The sequence below is a fragment of the Mesorhizobium sp. M0808 genome, from assembly GCF_040320025.1.
In the GTDB taxonomy this organism is placed as follows: domain Bacteria; phylum Pseudomonadota; class Alphaproteobacteria; order Rhizobiales; family Rhizobiaceae; genus Mesorhizobium.
Window position 1 is genome coordinate 141,757 of the sequence record NZ_JAMYOX010000001.1, and the last position, 18,914, is coordinate 160,670.

19 protein-coding genes are annotated in these 18,914 nt (G+C 62.9%); 6 read left to right on the forward strand and 13 right to left on the reverse strand.

All coding sequences use genetic code 11. The features are described from left to right. Window positions 1-152: 152 nt before the first annotated feature. Window positions 153-1,625 carry an MATE family efflux transporter gene (locus tag NKI25_RS00710; RefSeq protein ID WP_352997783.1) on the forward strand — a complete coding sequence of 491 codons (1,473 nt, stop codon included), beginning with the start codon at window positions 153-155 and terminating at the stop codon, window positions 1,623-1,625. 9 nt (window positions 1,626-1,634) lie between these two features. Here the strand turns inward: NKI25_RS00710 and NKI25_RS00715 are convergent, their stop codons facing one another. Continuing rightward, window positions 1,635-2,843, reverse strand: a complete 1,209-nt coding sequence (locus tag NKI25_RS00715) for an MFS transporter (RefSeq protein ID WP_352680250.1) — start codon at window positions 2,841-2,843, stop codon at window positions 1,635-1,637. A gap of 156 nt (window positions 2,844-2,999) precedes the next feature. On the opposite strand from NKI25_RS00715, the gene NKI25_RS00720 reads away from it, so the two are divergent. Then, window positions 3,000-3,575 (forward strand): TMEM175 family protein, encoded by a 576-nt coding sequence (locus tag NKI25_RS00720; protein ID WP_023676740.1) that lies wholly within the window; start codon window positions 3,000-3,002, stop codon window positions 3,573-3,575. A 7-nt stretch (window positions 3,576-3,582) separates the two neighbouring features. Here NKI25_RS00720 and NKI25_RS00725 read toward each other — a convergent pair whose 3' ends face one another. Next, window positions 3,583-3,864 (reverse strand): hypothetical protein, encoded by a 282-nt coding sequence (locus NKI25_RS00725; protein ID WP_023676741.1) that lies wholly within the window; start codon window positions 3,862-3,864, stop codon window positions 3,583-3,585. 130 nt (window positions 3,865-3,994) lie between these two features. Here NKI25_RS00725 and NKI25_RS00730 point away from each other — a divergent pair, with 130 nt between their 5' ends. Then, entirely contained in the window at window positions 3,995-4,867 is an 873-nt protein-coding gene (locus NKI25_RS00730; RefSeq protein ID WP_352456548.1) for an SDR family NAD(P)-dependent oxidoreductase, read from the forward strand. Window positions 4,868-4,936: 69 nt separating this feature from the next. Here NKI25_RS00730 and NKI25_RS00735 read toward each other — a convergent pair whose 3' ends face one another. The 3 genes from NKI25_RS00735 to NKI25_RS00745 form a co-directional block, all read right to left on the reverse strand. After that, complete coding sequence (locus NKI25_RS00735; RefSeq protein ID WP_352456549.1) at window positions 4,937-5,368, reverse strand: low affinity iron permease family protein; 432 nt, start codon at window positions 5,366-5,368, stop codon at window positions 4,937-4,939. A 169-nt stretch (window positions 5,369-5,537) separates the two neighbouring features. Then, complete coding sequence (locus NKI25_RS00740; RefSeq protein ID WP_352589494.1) at window positions 5,538-6,179, reverse strand: DapH/DapD/GlmU-related protein; 642 nt, start codon at window positions 6,177-6,179, stop codon at window positions 5,538-5,540. A 96-nt stretch (window positions 6,180-6,275) separates the two neighbouring features. Next, complete coding sequence (locus NKI25_RS00745; protein WP_023676745.1) at window positions 6,276-6,764, reverse strand: CreA family protein; 489 nt, start codon at window positions 6,762-6,764, stop codon at window positions 6,276-6,278. A 205-nt stretch (window positions 6,765-6,969) separates the two neighbouring features. Here NKI25_RS00745 and NKI25_RS00750 point away from each other — a divergent pair, with 205 nt between their 5' ends. Both NKI25_RS00750 and NKI25_RS00755 read left to right on the forward strand, forming a co-directional pair. Then, window positions 6,970-7,548, forward strand: a complete 579-nt coding sequence (locus NKI25_RS00750) for an SCO family protein (RefSeq protein WP_352450110.1) — start codon at window positions 6,970-6,972, stop codon at window positions 7,546-7,548. An 11-nt stretch (window positions 7,549-7,559) separates the two neighbouring features. After that, window positions 7,560-8,432: a 50S ribosomal protein L11 methyltransferase gene (locus NKI25_RS00755; protein ID WP_352636628.1), complete on the forward strand. Its 873-nt coding sequence runs from the start codon at window positions 7,560-7,562 to the stop codon at window positions 8,430-8,432. Between the two features lie 39 nt (window positions 8,433-8,471). Here NKI25_RS00755 and NKI25_RS00760 read toward each other — a convergent pair whose 3' ends face one another. Next, window positions 8,472-8,816, reverse strand: a complete 345-nt coding sequence (locus NKI25_RS00760; protein WP_352636627.1) for a hypothetical protein — start codon at window positions 8,814-8,816, stop codon at window positions 8,472-8,474. Between the two features lie 36 nt (window positions 8,817-8,852). On the opposite strand from NKI25_RS00760, the gene NKI25_RS00765 reads away from it, so the two are divergent. After that, window positions 8,853-10,697: an aminopeptidase P family protein gene (locus NKI25_RS00765; RefSeq protein WP_352636626.1), complete on the forward strand. Its 1,845-nt coding sequence runs from the start codon at window positions 8,853-8,855 to the stop codon at window positions 10,695-10,697. Here NKI25_RS00765 and NKI25_RS00770 read toward each other — a convergent pair. The 7 genes from NKI25_RS00770 to NKI25_RS00800 all read right to left on the reverse strand — a co-directional run bounded on the left by NKI25_RS00770 (window position 10,687) and on the right by NKI25_RS00800 (window position 18,734). Continuing rightward, entirely contained in the window at window positions 10,687-11,577 is an 891-nt protein-coding gene (locus NKI25_RS00770) for a LysR family transcriptional regulator (protein WP_352589479.1), read from the reverse strand. The two genes, NKI25_RS00765 and NKI25_RS00770, sit on opposite strands and share 11 nt — an antisense overlap. 316 nt (window positions 11,578-11,893) lie before the next feature. After that, window positions 11,894-12,190, reverse strand: coding sequence for an AzlD family protein (locus tag NKI25_RS00775; RefSeq protein ID WP_352589476.1), 297 nt, complete (start codon window positions 12,188-12,190; stop codon window positions 11,894-11,896). Continuing rightward, window positions 12,187-12,915, reverse strand: a complete 729-nt coding sequence (locus NKI25_RS00780; RefSeq protein WP_352589473.1) for an AzlC family ABC transporter permease — start codon at window positions 12,913-12,915, stop codon at window positions 12,187-12,189. Before NKI25_RS00780 ends, NKI25_RS00775 begins: the two co-directional genes overlap by 4 nt. Window positions 12,916-13,037: 122 nt before the next feature. Further along, window positions 13,038-13,730, reverse strand: coding sequence for a DUF2461 domain-containing protein (locus tag NKI25_RS00785; protein ID WP_352589470.1), 693 nt, complete (start codon window positions 13,728-13,730; stop codon window positions 13,038-13,040). Beyond that, a complete protein-coding gene (gene ligA / locus NKI25_RS00790) occupies window positions 13,730-15,937 on the reverse strand; it encodes an NAD-dependent DNA ligase LigA (protein WP_352589467.1) in 2,208 nt (735 codons plus the stop codon). The genes NKI25_RS00785 and ligA overlap by 1 nt, the downstream gene beginning before the upstream one ends. A 240-nt stretch (window positions 15,938-16,177) precedes the next feature. Further along, window positions 16,178-17,851 (reverse strand): DNA repair protein RecN, encoded by a 1,674-nt coding sequence (recN, locus tag NKI25_RS00795; protein ID WP_352997788.1) that lies wholly within the window; start codon window positions 17,849-17,851, stop codon window positions 16,178-16,180. Window positions 17,852-17,864: 13 nt separating this feature from the next. After that, entirely contained in the window at window positions 17,865-18,734 is an 870-nt protein-coding gene (locus NKI25_RS00800) for an outer membrane protein assembly factor BamD (RefSeq protein ID WP_023676756.1), read from the reverse strand. Window positions 18,735-18,914 lie beyond the last annotated feature (180 nt).

Genomic DNA, 18,914 nt, shown 5'->3' on the forward strand with positions numbered 1-18,914 from the left:
CCCACGCGTGCGGGATCAATATACGATTCCGAAAGGTTTGAGAAATGCTTAGATCAAGGCACGCCAGGCGGAATTTACAGCGCCGCATCGACCTCTCCCGTTAAATCGGCAATCATTGCGGACTCAGACAAGCCTTCGCCGAGTTGCCTGCCATGGACGACAACATGCCCCCGCGCCGGCAGACCGGCGACCTCACCAGTGGGCCTATCCCGCGCACCCTTTTGCTGTTTGCCCTGCCGGTGCTCGGCTCCAATGTGCTGCAGTCGCTCAACGGCTCGATAAATGCCGTGTGGGTCGGCCGTTTCCTCGGTGAAGCGGCGCTGACCGCCACGTCCAATGCCAACCTCGTGCTGTTTCTCATCCTCGGCACCGTCTTCGGCATCGGCATGGCGGCGACCATCCTGGTCGCACAATCCGTCGGCGCTCGTGACCTGCCCGAAGCCCGGCGCATCGTCGGAACCAGCGCCACCTTCTTCTTCCTCGTCTCGGTGGTGTTCGCGGTCTGCGGCTGGATCTGGGTCGATGCGATCCTCGATGCGCTCGGCACGCCGGCCGATGCGTTGCCGCTGGCGCGCTCCTATCTGCGCATCATCTTCCTCGCCGTGCCGATGATGAACCTGCTGTCCTTCGTCATGACGGTGCTGCGCGGCGCCGGCGATTCGCGCACGCCTTTCCTGTTCATGGCGCTGGCCGTCGTGCTCGACGTCGTTTTGAACCCGTTGCTCATCCTCGGCATCGGCCCGTTCCCCGAACTCGGCATCGCCGGCTCGGCCGCGTCGACGCTGATCGGCCAGACGGTAAGCGTGGTTGCCATCCTGATCGTGCTTTATGCGCGCAAGCACCCGCTGCGGCTGGCCGGCGCCAATCTCGTTCTGCTGCGGCCGGACCCGGCGCTGCTGCGCATTGTCGTCTTCAAGGGCGTGCCGATGGGCCTGCAGATGATCGTCGTTTCGGCCGCGGCGCTGACGGTGATGGGCATGGTCAACTCGTACGGCTCGCAGGTCGCGGCTGCCTACGGCATAGCCGCACAGCTCTGGACCTATATCCAGATGCCGGCGCTCGCCATCGGCGCCGCGGTGTCGTCCATGGCGGCGCAAAATGTCGGCGCCGGGCGCTGGGACCGGATTGGACGCATCGCCGCCTCCGGCGTCGGCTTCAACCTTGTGCTCACCGGCATGCTCGTCGCGCTGCTGTTCGTATTCGATCGCGCGGTGCTCAGCCTCTTCCTTGGCAGCGACAGTGCAGCAATCGAGATCGCCACTCACATCAACAAGATCGCGTCGTGGTCCTTCATCCTGTTCGGCATCACCATCGTGCTCTTCGCCACCGTGCGTGCCACCGGCGCGGTGATGCCGCCGCTGATCATCCTGGTGATCTCGGTGCTGCTGGTGCGCACCAGCTTCGCCTATTTCTTCCGAAGCGTGATCGGCGAGGAAGCTCTGTGGTGGAGCTTTCCGGCTGGCTCTATAACCTCGCTCGTGCTGGCCGCGACCTATTACCGCTTCGGCCGCTGGCGCAGCCTGCACATGATCGAGAGCCGGCCGGCTGCCGGCGAACCGCCGGATACCGGCCTCGGCGTACCGCGCCAGCGCGCGCATCTTTCGCCCGAGACACCGAACGGCTGAAAGGTCGGCTCAGCGCGCGTATTTCGCGCCGAACCCGAGAGCGACCAGGGAAAAGACGACAATCATGCCGGCAAAGGCCAGGCTTGCCACGGTCGCACCTGCCACCGTCGACAGAACGCCGATGCCGATGACCGGCAGCGCGTTGCCGCAAAAACAGCAGATGAAGAAGGCCGAGACGACTTCGGCGCGCCGGTCCGCCGGCGCGATCTCGTTCACCACTTGCAAGCCGCCGCGATAGCCGAGCGCTGCCGCCACGCCGCACAAGGCGGTCCCGGCAATCATTATGGCCATAGAGGCGAAGACCTGCGCCGCAACAATCAGCGCGACGGTTGGGATCATCAGCGCAAGTGCGGCAAACATCGCGGCTCGGCTCGAAAGACGTGCCGTCACTACAATGGTGGCGGCGGTCACGATTGCCAATTCAAAGAATAGAGCGCCGGCTTCGGCATGGTTGGTTACCTGCAGCTGCTGCGCCAAAATGCTCGGTGCGAGTGCTGCATAAAAGCCGACCAGCGCCATTGCGCCAAAGCCGGTCACCGCCGGCGCAACGAAACTTGCGCGGATGTCATCGGGCACGGAAAGCCGCGGCCGCATCGAAACGTCAGCCAGTTTCCCCGGCCGCGAAACGGTTTCCCGCGTGCGCCAGACCAGCAGGGTTACAGTCGCGAGCATCGCCAGGTAGACGACGAATGTCAGCCTGAGCGGCCAGGGCGCGTATTCGGCGAGCAACCCGGCCCCCAGCGCACCGAGGCCGAGGCCGAGAAAATTGGTGCTGGTGGCAATCGTCGCCGCCTGTGACTTGTCGTCGGTCGGGAGCAATTCGGCGAGCCAGGCGGTGCCGGTGCCCGCGCCAACGCCGATTCCCAGTCCGCTCAGAATTCGGGCGATATCGAGCCAGGCGACATTTTCGGCGAAGAGGAAAACCACCGCGCTGACGACGGCCACCGCCATCCCGGCCAATGCCATTGGACGGCGCCCGATGACATCGGACACACGCCCTAACATCAGAAGCGCTGCCAGATTGCCGATGACATAGACGGCGTAGACCAGCGTCAAAGTGATCTGCGAGAAGCCGAAGAGCTGCTTGTAGATGATGTAAAGCGGCGTCAGCGCCGTGCTGCCGGCGAAAAGAGCCGCAATCATGGCGGCCACGGCGGCCGCTGCAGCGCGGCCGCCGAGTTCGTGATCGCGCGTCATGACTTGAGCGTGAGCTGTCATTTTTTCGACCTTTTGCTGTTCGGGATCTGACATCCTAACGCCTTTTTCGCGTCAGCCGTTCCCCCTCCCCGGCTTGCTCCTGACAAGTTTGGCAGCTTTGCCGATGGCGCTGAGCGAGATCCTCTTTTAACTTCAGCGGATTGTCAGGGGAGATTCATGGGCAAGGGACGAGTCGAGGCATTCACCGATGGCGTGGTCGCCATCATCATCACCATCATGGTGCTGGAATTGAAGGTGCCGCATGGCGAGGATTTTTCCGCGCTGGCACCACTCTGGCCGATCTTCCTCAGCTATGTGCTGTCCTTCATCAATGTCGGCATCTACTGGAACAATTTGCACAACATGTTCCATACCGTGCAGCGGGTCGACGGCCGCGTGCTGTGGGCGAACCTCAACCTGCTGTTCTGGCTATCGCTGATGCCGGCGACGACAGCCTTCATGGGTGAGAACCATTTCGCGCCGGTGCCGGTTGCCGTCTATGGCGTCGACCTGGCGCTCTGCGCCATCGGCTTTAACATCCTCACCATGGCCCTGCATCGGCTGCACGGCAATGAGACTCTCTTCGCCAGGGCGTTGGGCAATGACCTCAAGGGAAAGATCTCGCTGGTCCTCTATCTTTCCGCCATCGCGCTGACCTTCGTCAATCACTGGATCGGTGTCTCGATCTATGTCCTGGTGGCGATGATCTGGTTCGTGCCGGACAGGCGCTTCGAGCGGCTGATCGAGAAATAGGCCCCTTCTAGCCTCGCATTGCTTTCAGCTTTTCCGCTACCGAAGCGGCAAGGTCGGCGTAGCGCTCCTCCAGCCGCTCGGCCGCCTTGATCACTGAAAAATCATGGCCGAATTTTTCCAGCGCCATGCGCAGCTTTTCGACGAATTCGGCCTGTTTTTCGAGCGCCGAAAACAGCGTCATAACTTGCGCTTCGCTGATGTCGGGATTGGCGAGCATTTGTGGCACCTCGCGGCTCATCTGGTCGCCGGTGGCGGTCTGTTCTTTCAGGATCTCGATCCAGTCGGTCAATCGTCAGGTCTCCTTTTTCGATATCAGCATGCGCAGCGCCCGCCGATGCGGTCAACCCGAAGATGCCGGCACCGGCTTGCGCGAGCCTCTTTCCGCGCTAAGTTCGCCGCGGCCAGAATAGGAGAAAATCATGACCACCGACGCCGAGATCCAGACCGCCCTGCCCGCACTTGCCTCCGGCAATGTCGCCGTCATCACCGGCGCGGCCAGCGGCATCGGCCTTGCCGCGGCCAAACGGCTGGCGGCGATGGGCATGAACATCGTGTTGGTCGATATTGGCGGCGCACGCCTCGATGAGGCCCGACGCGCCGTCGCCGCCATCGCCGGCGACAGCGCCGTACTTGCCGTCGCCACCGATGTCTCGAAGGCCGACGAACTCGACCGGCTGGCCGAAAGGACATTCGGCGCCTTCGGCGACGTATCGCTGCTGATGAACAATGCCGGCGTCGGCAACAATCCCGGCAAGCCGTGGGAGAACCGCGACGCCTGGAAACGGCTGCTGGATATCAATTTCTGGGGCGTCGTCCATGGCGTCGAGGCCTTTGCGCCGCGCATGCTGGCGGCGGGAAAGCCGGGCCTGATCGTCAACACCGGCTCCAAGCAAGGCATCACTACGCCGCCCGGCAACCTCGCCTACAACGTTTCCAAGGCGGGCGTGAAGACCTATACCGAAGGCCTGGCGCACGCGCTGCGCAACGAGCCGGGCGCCAGTGTCGCGGCGCATCTGCTTATCCCCGGGTTCACTTTTACCGGCCTGACCGAAGGTGCGACCGAAAAGCCGGCCGGCGCCTGGACCGGCGAGCAGGTCATCGACTTCATGCTGGCCTCGCTACTGCGTGGCGATTTCTACATCCTGTGTCCCGATAACGAGGCGACCCGGTCCATGGACGAAAAGCGCATGGCCTGGGCGATTGGCGACCTCATCGAGAATCGCCCTGCCCTGTCGCGCTGGCACCCGGACTACAAAGATGCTTTCGCGGCATTCATGACACGCACCGCATGATCCCGAACCGAAGATCACAGTAGCAAAGAATCGGATCCGATCTTCGCAGGTATGCGCCGGACCTTTATATTACGCCGCCGCGTGCTTCTTCGTGTTCCGCTTCTTCGCCATGGCTTTCTCGGCTGACAACTCGGCAAGCTTCTGATCATGCCGCTTCGCTGCCTGTTCGCATTTCTTGCGGATCTCTTCGACCTCGGTCTCAGTCAGGTGTTCGATACCGATGAAGGTGTTCTGGGCTGTGCTGACCCGGATCAATTCGTCGAGCTTCGCCTGGATCGCAGCGCCATCGCGGTTCTGGGTGTTCTGGATGAGAAACACCATCAGGAAGGTGACGACCGTCGTGCCGGTGTTGATGACGAGCTGCCAGGTGTCCGAAAAGCCGAACATCGGCCCGCTTGCCGCCCAGACGACGATGATCAGGAAACAGACGGCAAACGTCGGCGGCAGGCCGGCAAAGTGGGCGACGTTGTTGGCGATCCTGGTGAAAAGCTTCTCAATCATTCAAACTCCCTCAATAGCCGGGCGACGAACCCGGACGGAAGCCGAGTTCATTGTGTCTGCAGAAACAGTTGGCAGCCGCTCCTGGTTCCCTCGTGGCGGAAGGTCGCGGGTACATTGTTGGAGGAGCAGATCGCGCAGGCCGTCGGACCGCTTGCAGATACGCCCGAAGTCAGGCGGCGCCGTTTTCCCAGCGGTCGAGGAAAGCCTCGATGGGCAAGGCCTGCATGTCGGGGACTGCCCTGGCCAGTTTCTCGAGCGGCCAGTCCCACCAGGCAAGACGTTCGATCCGGGCCGCAGTTCCCGCGCTGAAGCGCTGCCGCAATGGCCTGGCCGGAACGCCGGCGACGATTGCATAGGCCGGCAGGTCTCGCGTCACCACCGCATTGGCACCGACGATCGCGCCGTTGCCGATCACTATGCCAGGCATGATCACGGCGCCATGGCCGATCCAGACATCATGGCCGATGCTGACGGCTCTCGCCCGCCGCCGGTCGCGGAATGCCTGATCGACACCCAGCCAGCGGAAGTACTCGTTGGGCCGATAGCTGATTTTGTGCTGCGTCAGCCGCTCGACCGGATGCTCCAGCGCATTGATGCGGCTGTTGGCGGCGATCGAGCAGAATTTGCCGATCGTCGTATAGATCGCCTCGGCGTGGCGCTCGAAGTAGGAGAAGTCGCCGACCGTCACCTCGCGCAGGATGACCCGCTCGCCGATCGACGCGTGGCGTCCAAGCTTGCACGCCTTCAGCTCCGCCGTCGGATGGATGCGCGGCTCGGGATCTTTCAGGACAAGGTGTTCGGGACGGTCCATGCGCGCGCTTTACGCCCGCGCGCATAGTCTCGCAAGCCGAGTGCAGCGCCGCGCATCCGTTTGGACGCGCCAAGGACCCCGTAGCACCTTCAGTCTCTATTTCGGCTTGCCGCTGGTCCACACCACGTTCTGGCCGTAGAGCGGCACGGTGGTGACCGACATTTTTGCCGAGCCATCCTGCACCTGGCGTGAATGCGACAGGTAGATCAGGGTCTCGTTGGCCTTGTCGTAGATGCGGTTCACCACCTGCTTCTTCCAGATCAGGCTGATGCCTTGCTTGAACACCTCCTCGCCGGCCTCGCTCATGTCGATGTCGCCAATGGTGATCGGCCCGGTCTGGCGGCAGGAGATCGAGGAATCGGACGGGTCCTCGAACCAGTTGCCTTTCTGCAGGCGGTCGATCACGCCACGGTCGAAATAGGAGACGTGGCAGGTCACGCCCTCGACCTTCGGATCCTTGATCGCCTCGACGATGATGTCGTTGCCGAGCCAATCGACGCCGACCTTGCCGACTTCCTCGGCGGCGGCCGCGCCGGCGCCAATGACAAGGCATGCGGCCAACGCGCCGCCAATCAGTTTTCGCAAAGAGGCCTCCTGCGGTTCGAATTTTGCCGACCTCAGGTGGGACGAACGGCAGCGCTTTGCAAGCAGATCGCCTCCCACAGGATTGCCGGTTGCGGCAACGCGACATCTTTGCGTCGGCGCGACCGAACCGCTAAGAGTGTTCGCCAAGCCAGGGCCTTCACGGCGCCAACCCGGCGCCCGATGGAAATAACGACGGACTTCACTGATGATGCGTTCAATTCTGGTCGGTATTCTCGTCCTGATGGCCGCTGGCATCGGCTGGCTCACCTTCGACTGGTACCGCGGACATTATGGCGGCGAGCCGTTCGGAGCACCGTTCACGCTGGTCGACCAGAAGGGCGCGCCGGTCACCGAAGCGGCGTTTCGCGGCCACCCCAGCGTCGTCTTCTTCGGCTTCACGCACTGTCCGGAAGTCTGCCCGACCACGCTTTTCGAGTTGGCCGGGTGGCTGAAGACGATGGGCGACGACGGCAAGAACCTGCGTGCCTATTTCGTTACGGTCGACCCGGAGCGCGATACGCCCGAAATCATGAACACCTATGTCAGCAATTTCTCCGATCGCATCCTCGGCATATCAGGCGATCCCGACAAGGTCCACGCCATGGCCAAGTCCTTCGGCATCTACTGGAAGAAAGTCGACACGAACGACGGCGACTACACGATGGACCACACTGCTTCGGTGCTGCTGCTCAACGCCAAGGGCGATTTCGCCGGCACCATTGCCTATGGCGAAAGCCCGGATGCCGCCATCGCCAAGCTCAAACGGCTGGCGGCGGAAGGTTGACACATCCGGTAATGACGCAGACGCGTTTGTATTTCACCGCGGGCAAGATCGAGGCTGACCGCATCTTTGCGGCGCTCGGTGCGGCATTCGACGATGAGGGCCTGCCGATTGCGGTGCTCGAGGTCGACGAGGACCGCGACATCCACGAAGTATCGCTCTATGCCGACGACGACGTCGATGCGGTCGAGGCGCGGCTTAGGGACATCCTTGCCGGACTGTCGCTGTCGAAACCGATAGCGCGCGAAGCGCTGCCCGACATCGACTGGGTGGCGCGCTCGCTGGAGGGATTGAAACCGGTTCGGGCCGGGCGCTTCTTCGTCCATGGCGCGCATGACCGCAGGAAGCGCCACAGCGGCGAGCTCGCCATCGAGATCGAGGCCGGCCTTGCCTTCGGTACCGGCCATCACGGCACCACCGCCGGCTGCCTCGAAATGCTGGAGCAGGTCATACAGCGCGAGCATCCGCGCAACGCGCTCGACCTTGGCACCGGCAGCGCGGTGCTCGCCATCGCGGTGGCCAAGCTCGCGCATATACCGGTGCTGGCGACCGACATCGACCCGGTCGCCGTCAAGGTGGCCGCCGCCAATGCGCGACTGAACCAGGTCAAGGGGCTCATTGAAACGGTGGCGGCGCCCGGTTTTCATCATCCGATCTTTGCCGCGCGTGCGCCCTTCGACCTGATCGTCGCCAACATATTGGCGCGGCCGCTGATGCGTCTGGCGCCGCAAATGGCCGGACATATGGCGCTCGGTGGCTCGATCGTTTTGTCGGGCATCCTCGAGCGCCAGCGCGATGCGGTAATCGCGGCCTATGTCGGCCAGAAATTCCGGCACGTCCGCACCTTGCACCGCGAGGGCTGGGTGACGATTCACCTCAAGCGCTGAGGCGCAGCGCCTTCAACGCAAGCCGGAATCAGCTCGGACCTAGCGCGAGTTCGCCGCTTTCTTCAGCTGTTCGCGATCGTAGCCGTGAGCTTTCAGCGTTTCGTCGTCAAAGCCAAGCAGAACGCCGCTCACATACCGGCTCGCTTCGCGCTGGCGAGCTTCGATCAGCGCTTTCACAGCGTTTCTGAAAAATCCGCGTCTAGGTGAAATCGTGGACATGACGGTCTCCTTTGCAGGGCAATAGGACTCTTTCCTCCACGTGAAGAGGGTAAGCTCTGCTGACGCTTTTTGAAATCGCCGATTCTGCATGGCGTCCATGCGCAAAGAGACACGCAGCAACCGGGAATGATCGGTCCGAAAATCGATTCCGATTTTCGAGGTCATGCGCTACGGTCGCGCCAGCATTCGAGGAGAGCCTACATGTTCCAGACCTTCGATTCCGCCGGCGATCCGGCCGTTGGCAAGCCGCGCGTGGCAATGCTGCGCCGATGGTTGGCGGCGAACGGGCTGGATGGCTTCATCGTGCCCCGTGCCGACGAGCACCAGGGCGAATATGTCGCCGACCGCTCGGCACGGCTGAAATGGCTGACCGGCTTCAGCGGCTCGGCCGGCGTCGCCATTGTGCTTGGCGAGCGCGCCGTCATGTTTGTCGACGGGCGCTACACGCTGCAGGTGCGCCAGGAGGTCGATCTCGACATCTTTTCGATCGAGAGCCTTGTCGACAACCCGCCGGCCAACTGGATCAACGACAATCTCGGCAAGGGCGTGCGGTTGGGCTTCGATCCGTGGCTCCATACGATCAGTGACGTCAAGGCGCTGAAGGCCTCGGCCGAGAAATCAGGCGCGATACTGGTGCCGCTCGAAGAGAATCCAATCGACGCCATTTGGCAGGACCAGCCCGGGCCGCCACTGGCGCCGGTCGAGATCCACCCGATCGGCTTTGCCGGCGAACTGGCCAAGGACAAGCTGGTGCGGCTGGCGGCGGCCACCGAGAAGGACGGCGCCACCCATGCCGTGCTGACCGACCCCTCCTCCATTGCCTGGGCCTTCGACATCCGCGGCGGCGACGTACCGCACACACCGCTGGCGCTCGGCTTTGCCGTGCTCGCCGCCGACGGCTCGCATCTGCTTTTCATGGACCAGCGCAAGTTTTCGCGCACCGTCGCGGCCTACCTGACGCAGCTCGCCGAATTGCACGAACCAGGTGAATTCGAATCGGCAATCGTCACCCGGGCCAAGGGCGGCGCAAAGATCGCGCTGGACCCGGTTCTCGCGGCGGACAAGCTCAGAATGCTGGTCGAGGATAATGGCGGCACCGTCATTGCCACGGCCGATCCGGCCCGCATTCCACGCGCAACAAAGAACAAAGCTGAGATCGCCGGCGCACGCGCCGCACATCGCCGCGACGGCGCCGCGGTCGCCAAGCTGCTGTGCTGGCTCGACCGCCAGAAGCCCGGCACGCTCGACGAAATCGCCGTTGTGACCAGGCTTGAGGAGACGCGCCGTCAGACCGGCGAAGAAACGCAGATGCCGCTGCGCGACGTATCGTTCGATACCATCTCCGGCGCTGGTCCTAACGGCGCCATCATGCACTACCGCGTCTCCCGCGCCACCAATCGCAAGGTGGGGGATGGCGAACTGTTCCTGCTCGATTCCGGCGGGCAGTACCAGGACGGCACCACCGACATTACCCGCACGGTTCCGATTGGCGCGCCAACCGAGGAGATGCGCGAGCGCTTCACGCTGGTGCTGAAAGGCATGATCGGCATCTCCATGCTGCGCTTCCCCCAGGGCACGCGCGGCTCCGAAATCGATGCAGTGGCGCGCCTGGCGCTATGGAGACACGGCTGCGATTTCGCCCATGGCACTGGGCACGGTGTCGGCTCCTATCTTGCCGTGCATGAGGGCCCGCAGCGTATCGCCAAGACCGGTACCGAAAAGCTGCTGGCCGGCATGATCCTCTCCAACGAGCCCGGCTATTACAAGGAAGGTTCCTACGGCATCCGCATCGAGAACTTGATTCTGGTGACACCGGCCGAGGCAATCGAGGGCGGCGACATCGCCATGCACGGCTTCGAGACGCTGACGCTGGCTCCGATCGACAAGCGGCTGATCCGGTCGGACCTTTTAACCCGCGACGAGTTGCATTGGCTTGACGAATACCATGCCCGCGTACTGGCCGAGATCGGACCGATGCTCGACGGCGAGACGCTGGCCTGGCTGGAAAAAGCAACCGCCCCGCTGCCGCACGACCTCAAGCAATAGCGCCGGCGGCAACGCCGGTTGGCAGGCTTTGCTCCGCAAGCAGTCCCTGCAAAGCGGTGACGTTGGGAGAACCGGCTCCCTTGCGCCAGAACAACACCGTGACGGCGTTGTCTTCGTCAGAGGGCAGTTCGTGCAGCTTTAGCCAGCGGCTTTCCGGGAAACCCGAAAGCACGCTTTTCGGCATCAGCGCTATGCCCATGCCAGCCACCACGCAACCAAGGATGGCATGGTATGAACCAAGCTCGATGGTTTTCTCGGCCATGAACCCTCTGCGCGCATACCATTGTTCCAGCCGCTTGCGGTGCGGACAGCCGTGCTCGAAGGCTATCATGGTTTTGGGCATGTCCAGGTGGTCTTCGACCGAAACGCGCGATGCCGCCGAGACAATGACCAGCTGCTCGTGGAATGCGGGCAGCTTTTCGAACGGAACGTCAGCGATCGGCTCGGCTGCGAACGCTGCATCGAGTTCGCCGGCAAGCATGGCGGTCGCGAGAACCTGCGGATTGCCGGTGCGCAACTGGATTTCCACTTCGGGATAACGTGCGTGATAATCGGCGAGCAGACTTGGAAGCCGTGCCGCGGCGGTGCTCTCCATAGCACCTAGGCGAAGCGTGCCGCGCGGGCGTGGATCGAGCATCGCCGTTCGCGCCTCCTCCGCAAGCGCCAGCAGCCGATCCGCATAGCCGACCAATTTGTGACCGGCCGGCGATACGTGCAGGCGCTTGCCCTCCCGGATAAACAGCTGCACGCCGAGATCCTCCTCGAGCTGCCGGATGCGTGTGGTCACGTTCGACTGCACGCGAAACAGTTTTTCCGCCGCCCTGGTGATTCCGCCCTCACGCACCACCGTGCGGAAGATGCGCAGATCGGTCAAATCCATACATCTCTCCTGGAGAACATAACGATCTTAATTATTCATTTTAACTGATTATGCCTTTCCCGTAAATCGCCGGTGTAGCTGCCGATCAACACGGCAAACCAGGGGAGATGGAAATGTCGCGTGAGCCCTTCGGCATCCAGCCGATCGATCTAAGCGCATTGACGCCGAAGCAGCGCGAAGCACTCTATAGCGACGCCGTGCGTTGCGCCCACCAGGAGAGAGCGGAGGCGATCCGGCTGAGCCTGTCGCGGGTCGGCGCGGCAATAGTCGCTGCGGTAAAGCGCATGTGTGCTCTCGCCGCCAAGGCAAAAGTCGATCAGCCGACGAGCTGCCGCGCGAGGATCAGCACGGCAGCACCCGCCAGGAACATCGCCATCAGGCCGCCGCGCAGTGAGACAAGGCCGGCGACGATCAAGGCTGCCCATTCCGCCGACCCGGCGCTGAGCGCCGCCGGCGCCACCAGCGTGGTCAGCACCGCCGCCGGCACGGCGTTCAGCCCGGCTTCGACGCGCGGATGGATATGGTCGAAGCGTGAGATCACCAGATGACCGCCGATGCGGGTCAGATAGGTTGCGATCGAAGCGGCGATGATGATCCACAAGGTCGTGCTCATGGCCGTGCCTCCACGCCGCTGTGGCGGGGCGGCAGGATGACGGCGAGCAGCACGCCGGCCAGCGCGCCGATGGAGACATGCCAGGGCGAGCCGACCGTTTTGTATGCAATGATGGAGGCGGCAGCGCTGGCGACGACCACCGGCAGCCACAGCGGCCGCTTACGGAAGCTCATGACCAGGCCGAGAAAATAGATCGGCAGCAGGAAGTCGATGCCCAGCGCGTGGGTGTCGGGAATAAGCTTGCCGAACATCGCGCCGAGCGCGCTTTCAATCACCCAGAACACATAGACCGGCAGCCCAAGCCCCATATACCAGGTAAACCCGACGGTCTCGCCGGCCTCCGCCTTGCGCTCGGCCACCGCGAACTGCGGATCGGTCAGCACAAAATAGCCTATCGCCTGCTGCACCAGCGGCCAATGCGCAATGCGCCGGCCGATGCCAGCCGAATAGAGGACATGGCGAAAATTCACCGCGAAGATCGACAGCACGATCAGCCACGGCGCGACATGCTGGCCGAACAGCTCGATGCCCACCATCTGGCTGGCGCCGCCGAACACCGTTGCGCTCATCAGGAACGCTTCGAGCACGGAAAACCCGTTGTCGACGGCGAGCGCCCCGAATAGTAATGCAAACGGCGCCGACGCCACCACGACGGGCATGCTGAGCCGCACGCCGTCCCAGAAATCGCTTTTCGCTCCGTTTTCGGAGATTGCTTCCGCCGACATCGATCGCTCCTTGGGAACGGCCGTATGTAGAGAGAGCGGCCCGGCTTGTCACACCAATTTGCTTGAGGCAAACGATCAGCGGAAATGATGGCTGAAGCGTCGCGGCAAGCTCCCTTCCGAGCCTAGCGCGGCGAAGCCTTGCCTTCGATCGCCCTGCCCCAGTCGAGCAGCGGTTTTGCCCGCATGGCGAAGTCGACAAGCTCGTCGACCAATCCAGCTCCGTAGATATCCGCCGGCTCGATTGCGTGCCGGACGGCAAAATGCCGGTTGCGGATCGCGGCAGCGAGATCGGGCTCGGCGATATGCTCGAAGCCGCGCGGCGTGCGCTTCATGCAGCCGTCCGGGTCGAACTCGAGGCCGTTCTTCTTCAGCGCCGCAACGAGGCTGCGGAATTCAGCGGACCGCTTCGCGATCGCGTTGCGCAGCGCCAGCAATAGCTCCGGTCCGGGCTGCCACCAGGCAACGGCGGCAAAGCAGCGCTCCAGCCCGATATGGACGTAAAACACGCCCTGTTCCATCTTGGTGCCGTCGGGCGAAAGGATCGCCGACAAATGCCGGTTATAAGGCCGTTTGTCCTTGGCGAAACGCACGTCGCGGTTAATCCGGAACAGCGACTTCTTGCGGTCGCCGCGCAGGCCGAGCCCCGCGGCCGTGAAGCGCTCGGAGAGCGTCTCGACCAGATCGCCGAAGGGATCGCGCAGGTCGCGCTCGAAAAGGTCGCGGTTTTCCAAAAACCACTCCCGGCTCTGATGAAAATCCAGCGCCTTGAGGAAGGGAATGGCCTTTTGCCCAAAACCGTTGAACGCAGCCGCCATCACCCGCCCTTGCCAATCCGCTGCAGCCAGGTGTCTTCGTCGATCACCTCGATGCCGAATTTGGTCGCCTCCTTCAGCTTGGAACCGGCGCCTGGCCCTGCCACCAGGAGATCGGTCTTCGCGGAAACCGAGCCGGCGACCTTCGCGCCGAGACGTTCAGCCATCGCCTTGGCCTCCGGGCGCGTCATCTTTTCCAGCGTGCCTGTAAACACGATTGTCTTGCCGGCGACCGCACTATTGGCTGAGACGTTCACAATGTACGGCTTCGGGTGGATCTGTGTGAGCAGCGCTTCAAGCACGGCGTCGTTGCGTTCATTGCCGAAGAAATCGCGAAGGGCGCCTATCACCGTATCGCCGATGCCGTTGATCGAAGGAAAAACGGTGTGTGGATCGGCTGCCGCTGCCGTCTCCTTGCCAATGCGGATCAACTCCTCGATCGTCGAGAAGGTTCGGGCAAGCACAGCGGCCGTCGTTTCGCCGATATGGCGGATGCCCAGCGCGAAGATGAAGCGATCGAGTTCGGGTTCGCGGCGGGCGTCGATGGCAGCGAAGAGCTTGTCGAGGCCGTCATAGTTGCGTTCCTCGACGCTGCGTACATTCTTGCGCGTTTTGCCCGATGCGGCCTCGCGCTGCCTGGCCTGCTCCTCCCGTCGCTCCGCCAGCGCCTTGGTGACGGCGGGACGGCGGTCCCGGAGAGTGAAGATATCGGCGGCTGTCTTGACCAACCCGGCATTGAAGAACAGATCTATGTTTTCGGCGCCCAGGCCTTCGATATCCATGGCGCCGCGCGACACAAAGTGGCGCAATCCTTCGACGGCCTGCGCAGGACAGATCAGTTCGCCGGTGCAACGTCGCCGGGAATCTTCCTTGCCGGTCTTCTCGTTGATCTCGCGCGTTGCCGGCGAGCCGCAGATCGGACAGTTGTGCGGGAATTCGTAGGGCACGGCATCTGGCGGACGCTTGTCGGCTACTACGCTGACGATCTGCGGAATGACGTCCCCTGCCCGCTGGATGACCACCGTGTCGCCGATACGCACATCATAGCCGTCGCGGATCGGCTGGCCGTTGCTGTCAAGACCCTTGATGTAGTCTTCGTTGTGAAGCGTGACATTTTCGACCACGACGCCGCCGACCGTGACGGGCGCAAGCCGGGCAACGGGCGCCAGCGTACCGGTACGGCCCACCTGAATGTCGATCCTGAGCACGGTTGTCATCGCCTGTTCGGCCGGAAATTTGTGGGCGACGGCCCAGCGTGGTTCGCCAGTGACGAAACCCCATCTGCGCTGCAATTCCAGCTGGTCGACCTTGTAGACGACGCCGTCGATGTCGTAGCCCAGCGATGAGCGCTGGGCCTCGATTAGGTGATAGTGCGCGACCAGTTCCTCGACCGATCTTGCCCGGACCATCAGCGGGCTGACCTTGAATCCCCACTCCGCGAATTTTTGCACGGAATCGTATTGGGTCGGAGCTGGATCCTTTGAAGTATAGCCCCAGGCGTAGGCAAAGAATTTGAGGTTGCGGCTGGCGGTAACGGACGGGTCCTTCTGGCGCAGCGATCCAGCCGCCGTGTTACGCGGATTGACGTAATCCTGGCCACCTATCGCCGCCGAACGCTGCTTCAGCGCCTCGAATTCCGCGTAGGTCATATAGACCTCACCGCGTATTTCGATGACCTCGGGCCAGTCCGATCCCTTCAAGGTCTTGGGAATATCGGCGATGGTCTTGAGATTGGCGGTGATATCCTCGCCGACGACGCCGTCGCCGCGCGTTGCTCCCTGCACGAACACACCGCCTTCATATCGCAGGGAAGCCGATAGCCCGTCGATCTTCGGCTCCGCCGTGAAGGCGATGTTCAGATCCTTGTCGCGGTCAAAGAATCGCCGGCCCCGTTCTATGAAGTCCGCGACGTCCTGGTCGGTATAGGCCTTGGCAAGGCTGAGCATCGGCACCGCGTGGCGCACCTTGGCAAAACCTTCCGCCGGCGGCGCGCCGACCCTGCGTGAGGGCGAATCCTCGCGCACAAGATGCGGGAACCGCTGCTCGATGGCGAGGTTGCGCCGCGTCAGCGCGTCATATTCCGCATCCGTGATTATCGGCGCGTCCTCGCCATGGTAGCGCCGGTCGTGCTCGGCGATCTCCTGCGCCAACCGCTTCAACTCGCTTGCCGCCTCGCTTTCGCTGAGCGAATCGACTGGTTTTTCGTCCATGCACTGCTCCCTCCACGGTGGCGCGACACAATAGAACAGGATTCTCTCATGAGGGAGAGACCAGACACGGAAAATCATTCCTGAACAGCAGGATGGAGCCATACCCTGACTCAGGTCGCGAGCGCCGAAAACGAACTCGCCTGGAGCAATTCCAGGAAAAGTGTGAAACGGTTTTCCGTCCGGAATTGCGCAAACAAAGAGGTAGAGCGGTTCGGCGTTTCCGTGAAACGATAAACCGCTCTAGGCTGCAGCGGTGTTCTCCCGCAGCAGCCGCTCGGCCGCCGCGCGCGCCTCGTCGGTGATGGTGGCGCCGGCGAGCATGCGTGCGATCTCTTCCTGCCGCGCCACCCGGTCCATCTCGGCGATGCCGGTCGAGACCCGGTCGGCCCCGGCTGATTTGGAGATCAGGAAATGAGTCGCCGCGCGCGCCGCCACTTGCGGTGCATGCGTGACCGAAAGCACCTGCACGCGGTTTGCCAGCCGCGCCAGCCGCTGGCCGATGGCGTCGGCAACCGCACCGCCGACGCCGGTGTCAATCTCATCAAAGACCAAGGTCGGCGCCGAGCCCCGGTCAGCGAGTGCTACCTTCAACGCCAGCAGGAAGCGCGAAAGCTCGCCGCCGGAAGCGACCTTCATCATCGGGCCGGGCCTGGTGCCGGGATTGGTGCGCACCCAGAACTCGACCTGATCGATGCCTTCTTCCATGCGGCTCTCGGCATCGCTTGCGATCTCGACGATGAACTCGGCCCGTTCGAGCTTCAGCGCCGGCAGTTCGGTCATCACCGCCTTGGTCAGCCCGACGGCCGCCGCATGGCGAAGCGACGACAGCTGGGCCGCCGTAATGTCATAGGCCTGGCGCGCCGCCGCAGCCTGTTTCTCCAGCGCATGCAAGCGCTCTTCGCCGGCGTCGAGATCGGCAAGGTCGGCAGCCATGGTGTCACGCAATTGTGCCAGGTCGTCGACGGCGACGCTGTGCTTGCGCGAGGCGGCACGCAGCGAAAACAGCCGCTCCTCAGCCTTCTCCAGCCGCTGCGGATCATATTCGGTGGCGCGAAGTGCTGCTTCCACGCCCGACTGCGCCGCGTCGAGCGAAAGCATCGCCTCGTCGAGCGATTTGACGACATCCTCGAGCAGCCCGGGCGCTTCGGTCACCTTGCGCTGCAGCCGCCTGAGCAGGCTGGCCAGTTGCGGCAAGGGCGAGGACGGCCCCGAGAGCACATCCTGGGCGTCGTGGATTTCCGAGGCGATCTTTTCCGCTCGCATCATCGCGGCGCGCAGTTCGGCCAGCTCCGTCTCTTCGCCCGGCTGCGGATCGAGCCTGGTCAATTCGGCGACCGCTGCACGCAGATAATCGGCCTCGCGGGCAGCTGCCTCGACTTTGGCCCGGTGCCGTGAAAATTCCTGCTCGCAGGTACGCCAATGCCGCCACGCCTCGCCGGTTGCCCGAGCAGCGCCGAGATGGCCACCGAAACTGTCGAGCAACTCGCGATGGGCGCCGGGATCGACCAAAGCGCGCTCGTCATGCTGGCCGTGGATCTCGACCAGCGCACGGCCGATGTCGCGCATCAGCGTCACGCTGGACGGCTGGTCGTTGACGAAAACGCGCGTGCGGCCGTCAGCCGTCTGGACGCGGCGCAGGATGATGTCGCCGTTGTCCTCGATGGCATTCTCGGCAAGCAGCATGCGAGCCGCGTGGTTGCGCGGCACGTCGAACACGGCGATGATCTGGCCTTGTGCCGCGCCATGCCGCACCAACGAGGCGTCGCCGCGGGCGCCAAGCGCCAGCGACAAGGCGTCGAGCAGGATGGACTTTCCGGCGCCGGTTTCGCCGGTCAGCACCGAAAGGCCGGACGAGAAGTCGATGTCCAGCTTCTCGATCAGAACGATATCGCGGATCGACAGCCTGGAGAGCATGGTAACGCGCCGCTCAGGCGCCGGTGATCAGCTTCCCGGCCTTGGAGATCCACGATCCGGCATTCTCGCGCGGCTCGAGCCCACCACTCTGCAGGAGCTTGTAGGAGTCCTTGTACCACTGGCTGTCGGGATAGTTGGTGCCGAGCACGGCCGCAGCGGTCTGCGCTTCCGACGTCAGCCCCATCGCATAGTAGCTCTCGGTCAGACGCGCCAGCGCCTCCTCGACATGACGTGTGTTCGAATAGTTCTCCACCACGTTGCGGAACCGTTTGACGGCTGCGATGTATTCGCGGCGCTCGAGATAATAGCGGCCGATCTGCATCTCTTTGCCGGCGAGCTGATCGTTGGCGAAGCGGATCTTCTCCTTGGCGTCGTCGGCATATTCGGACGTGGGCCAGCGCGTCACGAGGTCCTGCATCGTCTGCACGGTAAGACGCGCTTCCTTCTGGTCCTGGGTGACGTCCTTGATCTGGCGGTAGTAGCTCAGCCCGATAATATATTGGGCATAGGCTGCATCGTCGGTCGACGGGTACAGGGTCAGGTAGCGCTTGGCCGAACCGATCGCCTCATCGTAATTGCCCTGACGGTAGTCGGCAAAGGCACCCATCACCATCGATTTGCGGGCGAATTCGGAATATGGATGCTGGCGGTCGACGGCGTCAAACTTGCGGCTTGCCTCCTGCAGTCGCCCGGCATTCAGATTGGCGAGACCCTGATTGTAGAGCACGTCGGCCGGCTCGGTCTGATCGACATAGGTCGACAGATCGACGTCCTTCTCGGACGACATGCAGGCCGACAGAAACAGCGATGGAACGACCACCGAAAGCGCCAGGAAAACAGCCCGCCGCAGCGCCTTCGATTGACCAACTCGCTTGAAAAACATGTTTGGATTCCGCCCTTTCGGCGTCATTTCAGTCGACGGCAGCAGCCATAAACCATAATTGCCTTGCCCGGCAACGCTATCCCCGGCCAATCGCACATTTTTGTGGCGGTTTGGCGCCACCTGGAAAGCTGTGTAATTTGGCCGGCCGGTGATGCATCCATGCAACACAGCTTGACCGCA

What these genes read in the sequence shown, in the direction of transcription:
- NKI25_RS00710 (WP_352997783.1), top strand. Translation starts at nt 153, where the DNA reads ATGGACGACAACATGCCCCCGCGCCGGCAGACCGGCGACCTCACCAGT.
- NKI25_RS00715 (WP_352680250.1), bottom strand. Translation starts at nt 2,843, where the DNA reads ATGACAGCTCACGCTCAAGTCATGACGCGCGATCACGAACTCGGCGGC.
- NKI25_RS00720 (WP_023676740.1), top strand. Translation starts at nt 3,000, where the DNA reads ATGGGCAAGGGACGAGTCGAGGCATTCACCGATGGCGTGGTCGCCATC.
- NKI25_RS00730 (WP_352456548.1), top strand. Translation starts at nt 3,995, where the DNA reads ATGACCACCGACGCCGAGATCCAGACCGCCCTGCCCGCACTTGCCTCC.
- NKI25_RS00735 (WP_352456549.1), bottom strand. Translation starts at nt 5,368, where the DNA reads ATGATTGAGAAGCTTTTCACCAGGATCGCCAACAACGTCGCCCACTTT.
- NKI25_RS00740 (WP_352589494.1), bottom strand. Translation starts at nt 6,179, where the DNA reads ATGGACCGTCCCGAACACCTTGTCCTGAAAGATCCCGAGCCGCGCATC.
- NKI25_RS00750 (WP_352450110.1), top strand. Translation starts at nt 6,970, where the DNA reads ATGATGCGTTCAATTCTGGTCGGTATTCTCGTCCTGATGGCCGCTGGC.
- NKI25_RS00755 (WP_352636628.1), top strand. Translation starts at nt 7,560, where the DNA reads ATGACGCAGACGCGTTTGTATTTCACCGCGGGCAAGATCGAGGCTGAC.
- NKI25_RS00760 (WP_352636627.1), bottom strand. Translation starts at nt 8,816, where the DNA reads ATGACCTCGAAAATCGGAATCGATTTTCGGACCGATCATTCCCGGTTG.
- NKI25_RS00765 (WP_352636626.1), top strand. Translation starts at nt 8,853, where the DNA reads ATGTTCCAGACCTTCGATTCCGCCGGCGATCCGGCCGTTGGCAAGCCG.
- NKI25_RS00770 (WP_352589479.1), bottom strand. Translation starts at nt 11,577, where the DNA reads ATGGATTTGACCGATCTGCGCATCTTCCGCACGGTGGTGCGTGAGGGC.
- NKI25_RS00775 (WP_352589476.1), bottom strand. Translation starts at nt 12,190, where the DNA reads ATGAGCACGACCTTGTGGATCATCATCGCCGCTTCGATCGCAACCTAT.
- NKI25_RS00780 (WP_352589473.1), bottom strand. Translation starts at nt 12,915, where the DNA reads ATGTCGGCGGAAGCAATCTCCGAAAACGGAGCGAAAAGCGATTTCTGG.
- NKI25_RS00785 (WP_352589470.1), bottom strand. Translation starts at nt 13,730, where the DNA reads ATGGCGGCTGCGTTCAACGGTTTTGGGCAAAAGGCCATTCCCTTCCTC.
- ligA (WP_352589467.1), bottom strand. Translation starts at nt 15,937, where the DNA reads ATGGACGAAAAACCAGTCGATTCGCTCAGCGAAAGCGAGGCGGCAAGC.
- recN (WP_352997788.1), bottom strand. Translation starts at nt 17,851, where the DNA reads ATGCTCTCCAGGCTGTCGATCCGCGATATCGTTCTGATCGAGAAGCTG.
- NKI25_RS00800 (WP_023676756.1), bottom strand. Translation starts at nt 18,734, where the DNA reads ATGTTTTTCAAGCGAGTTGGTCAATCGAAGGCGCTGCGGCGGGCTGTT.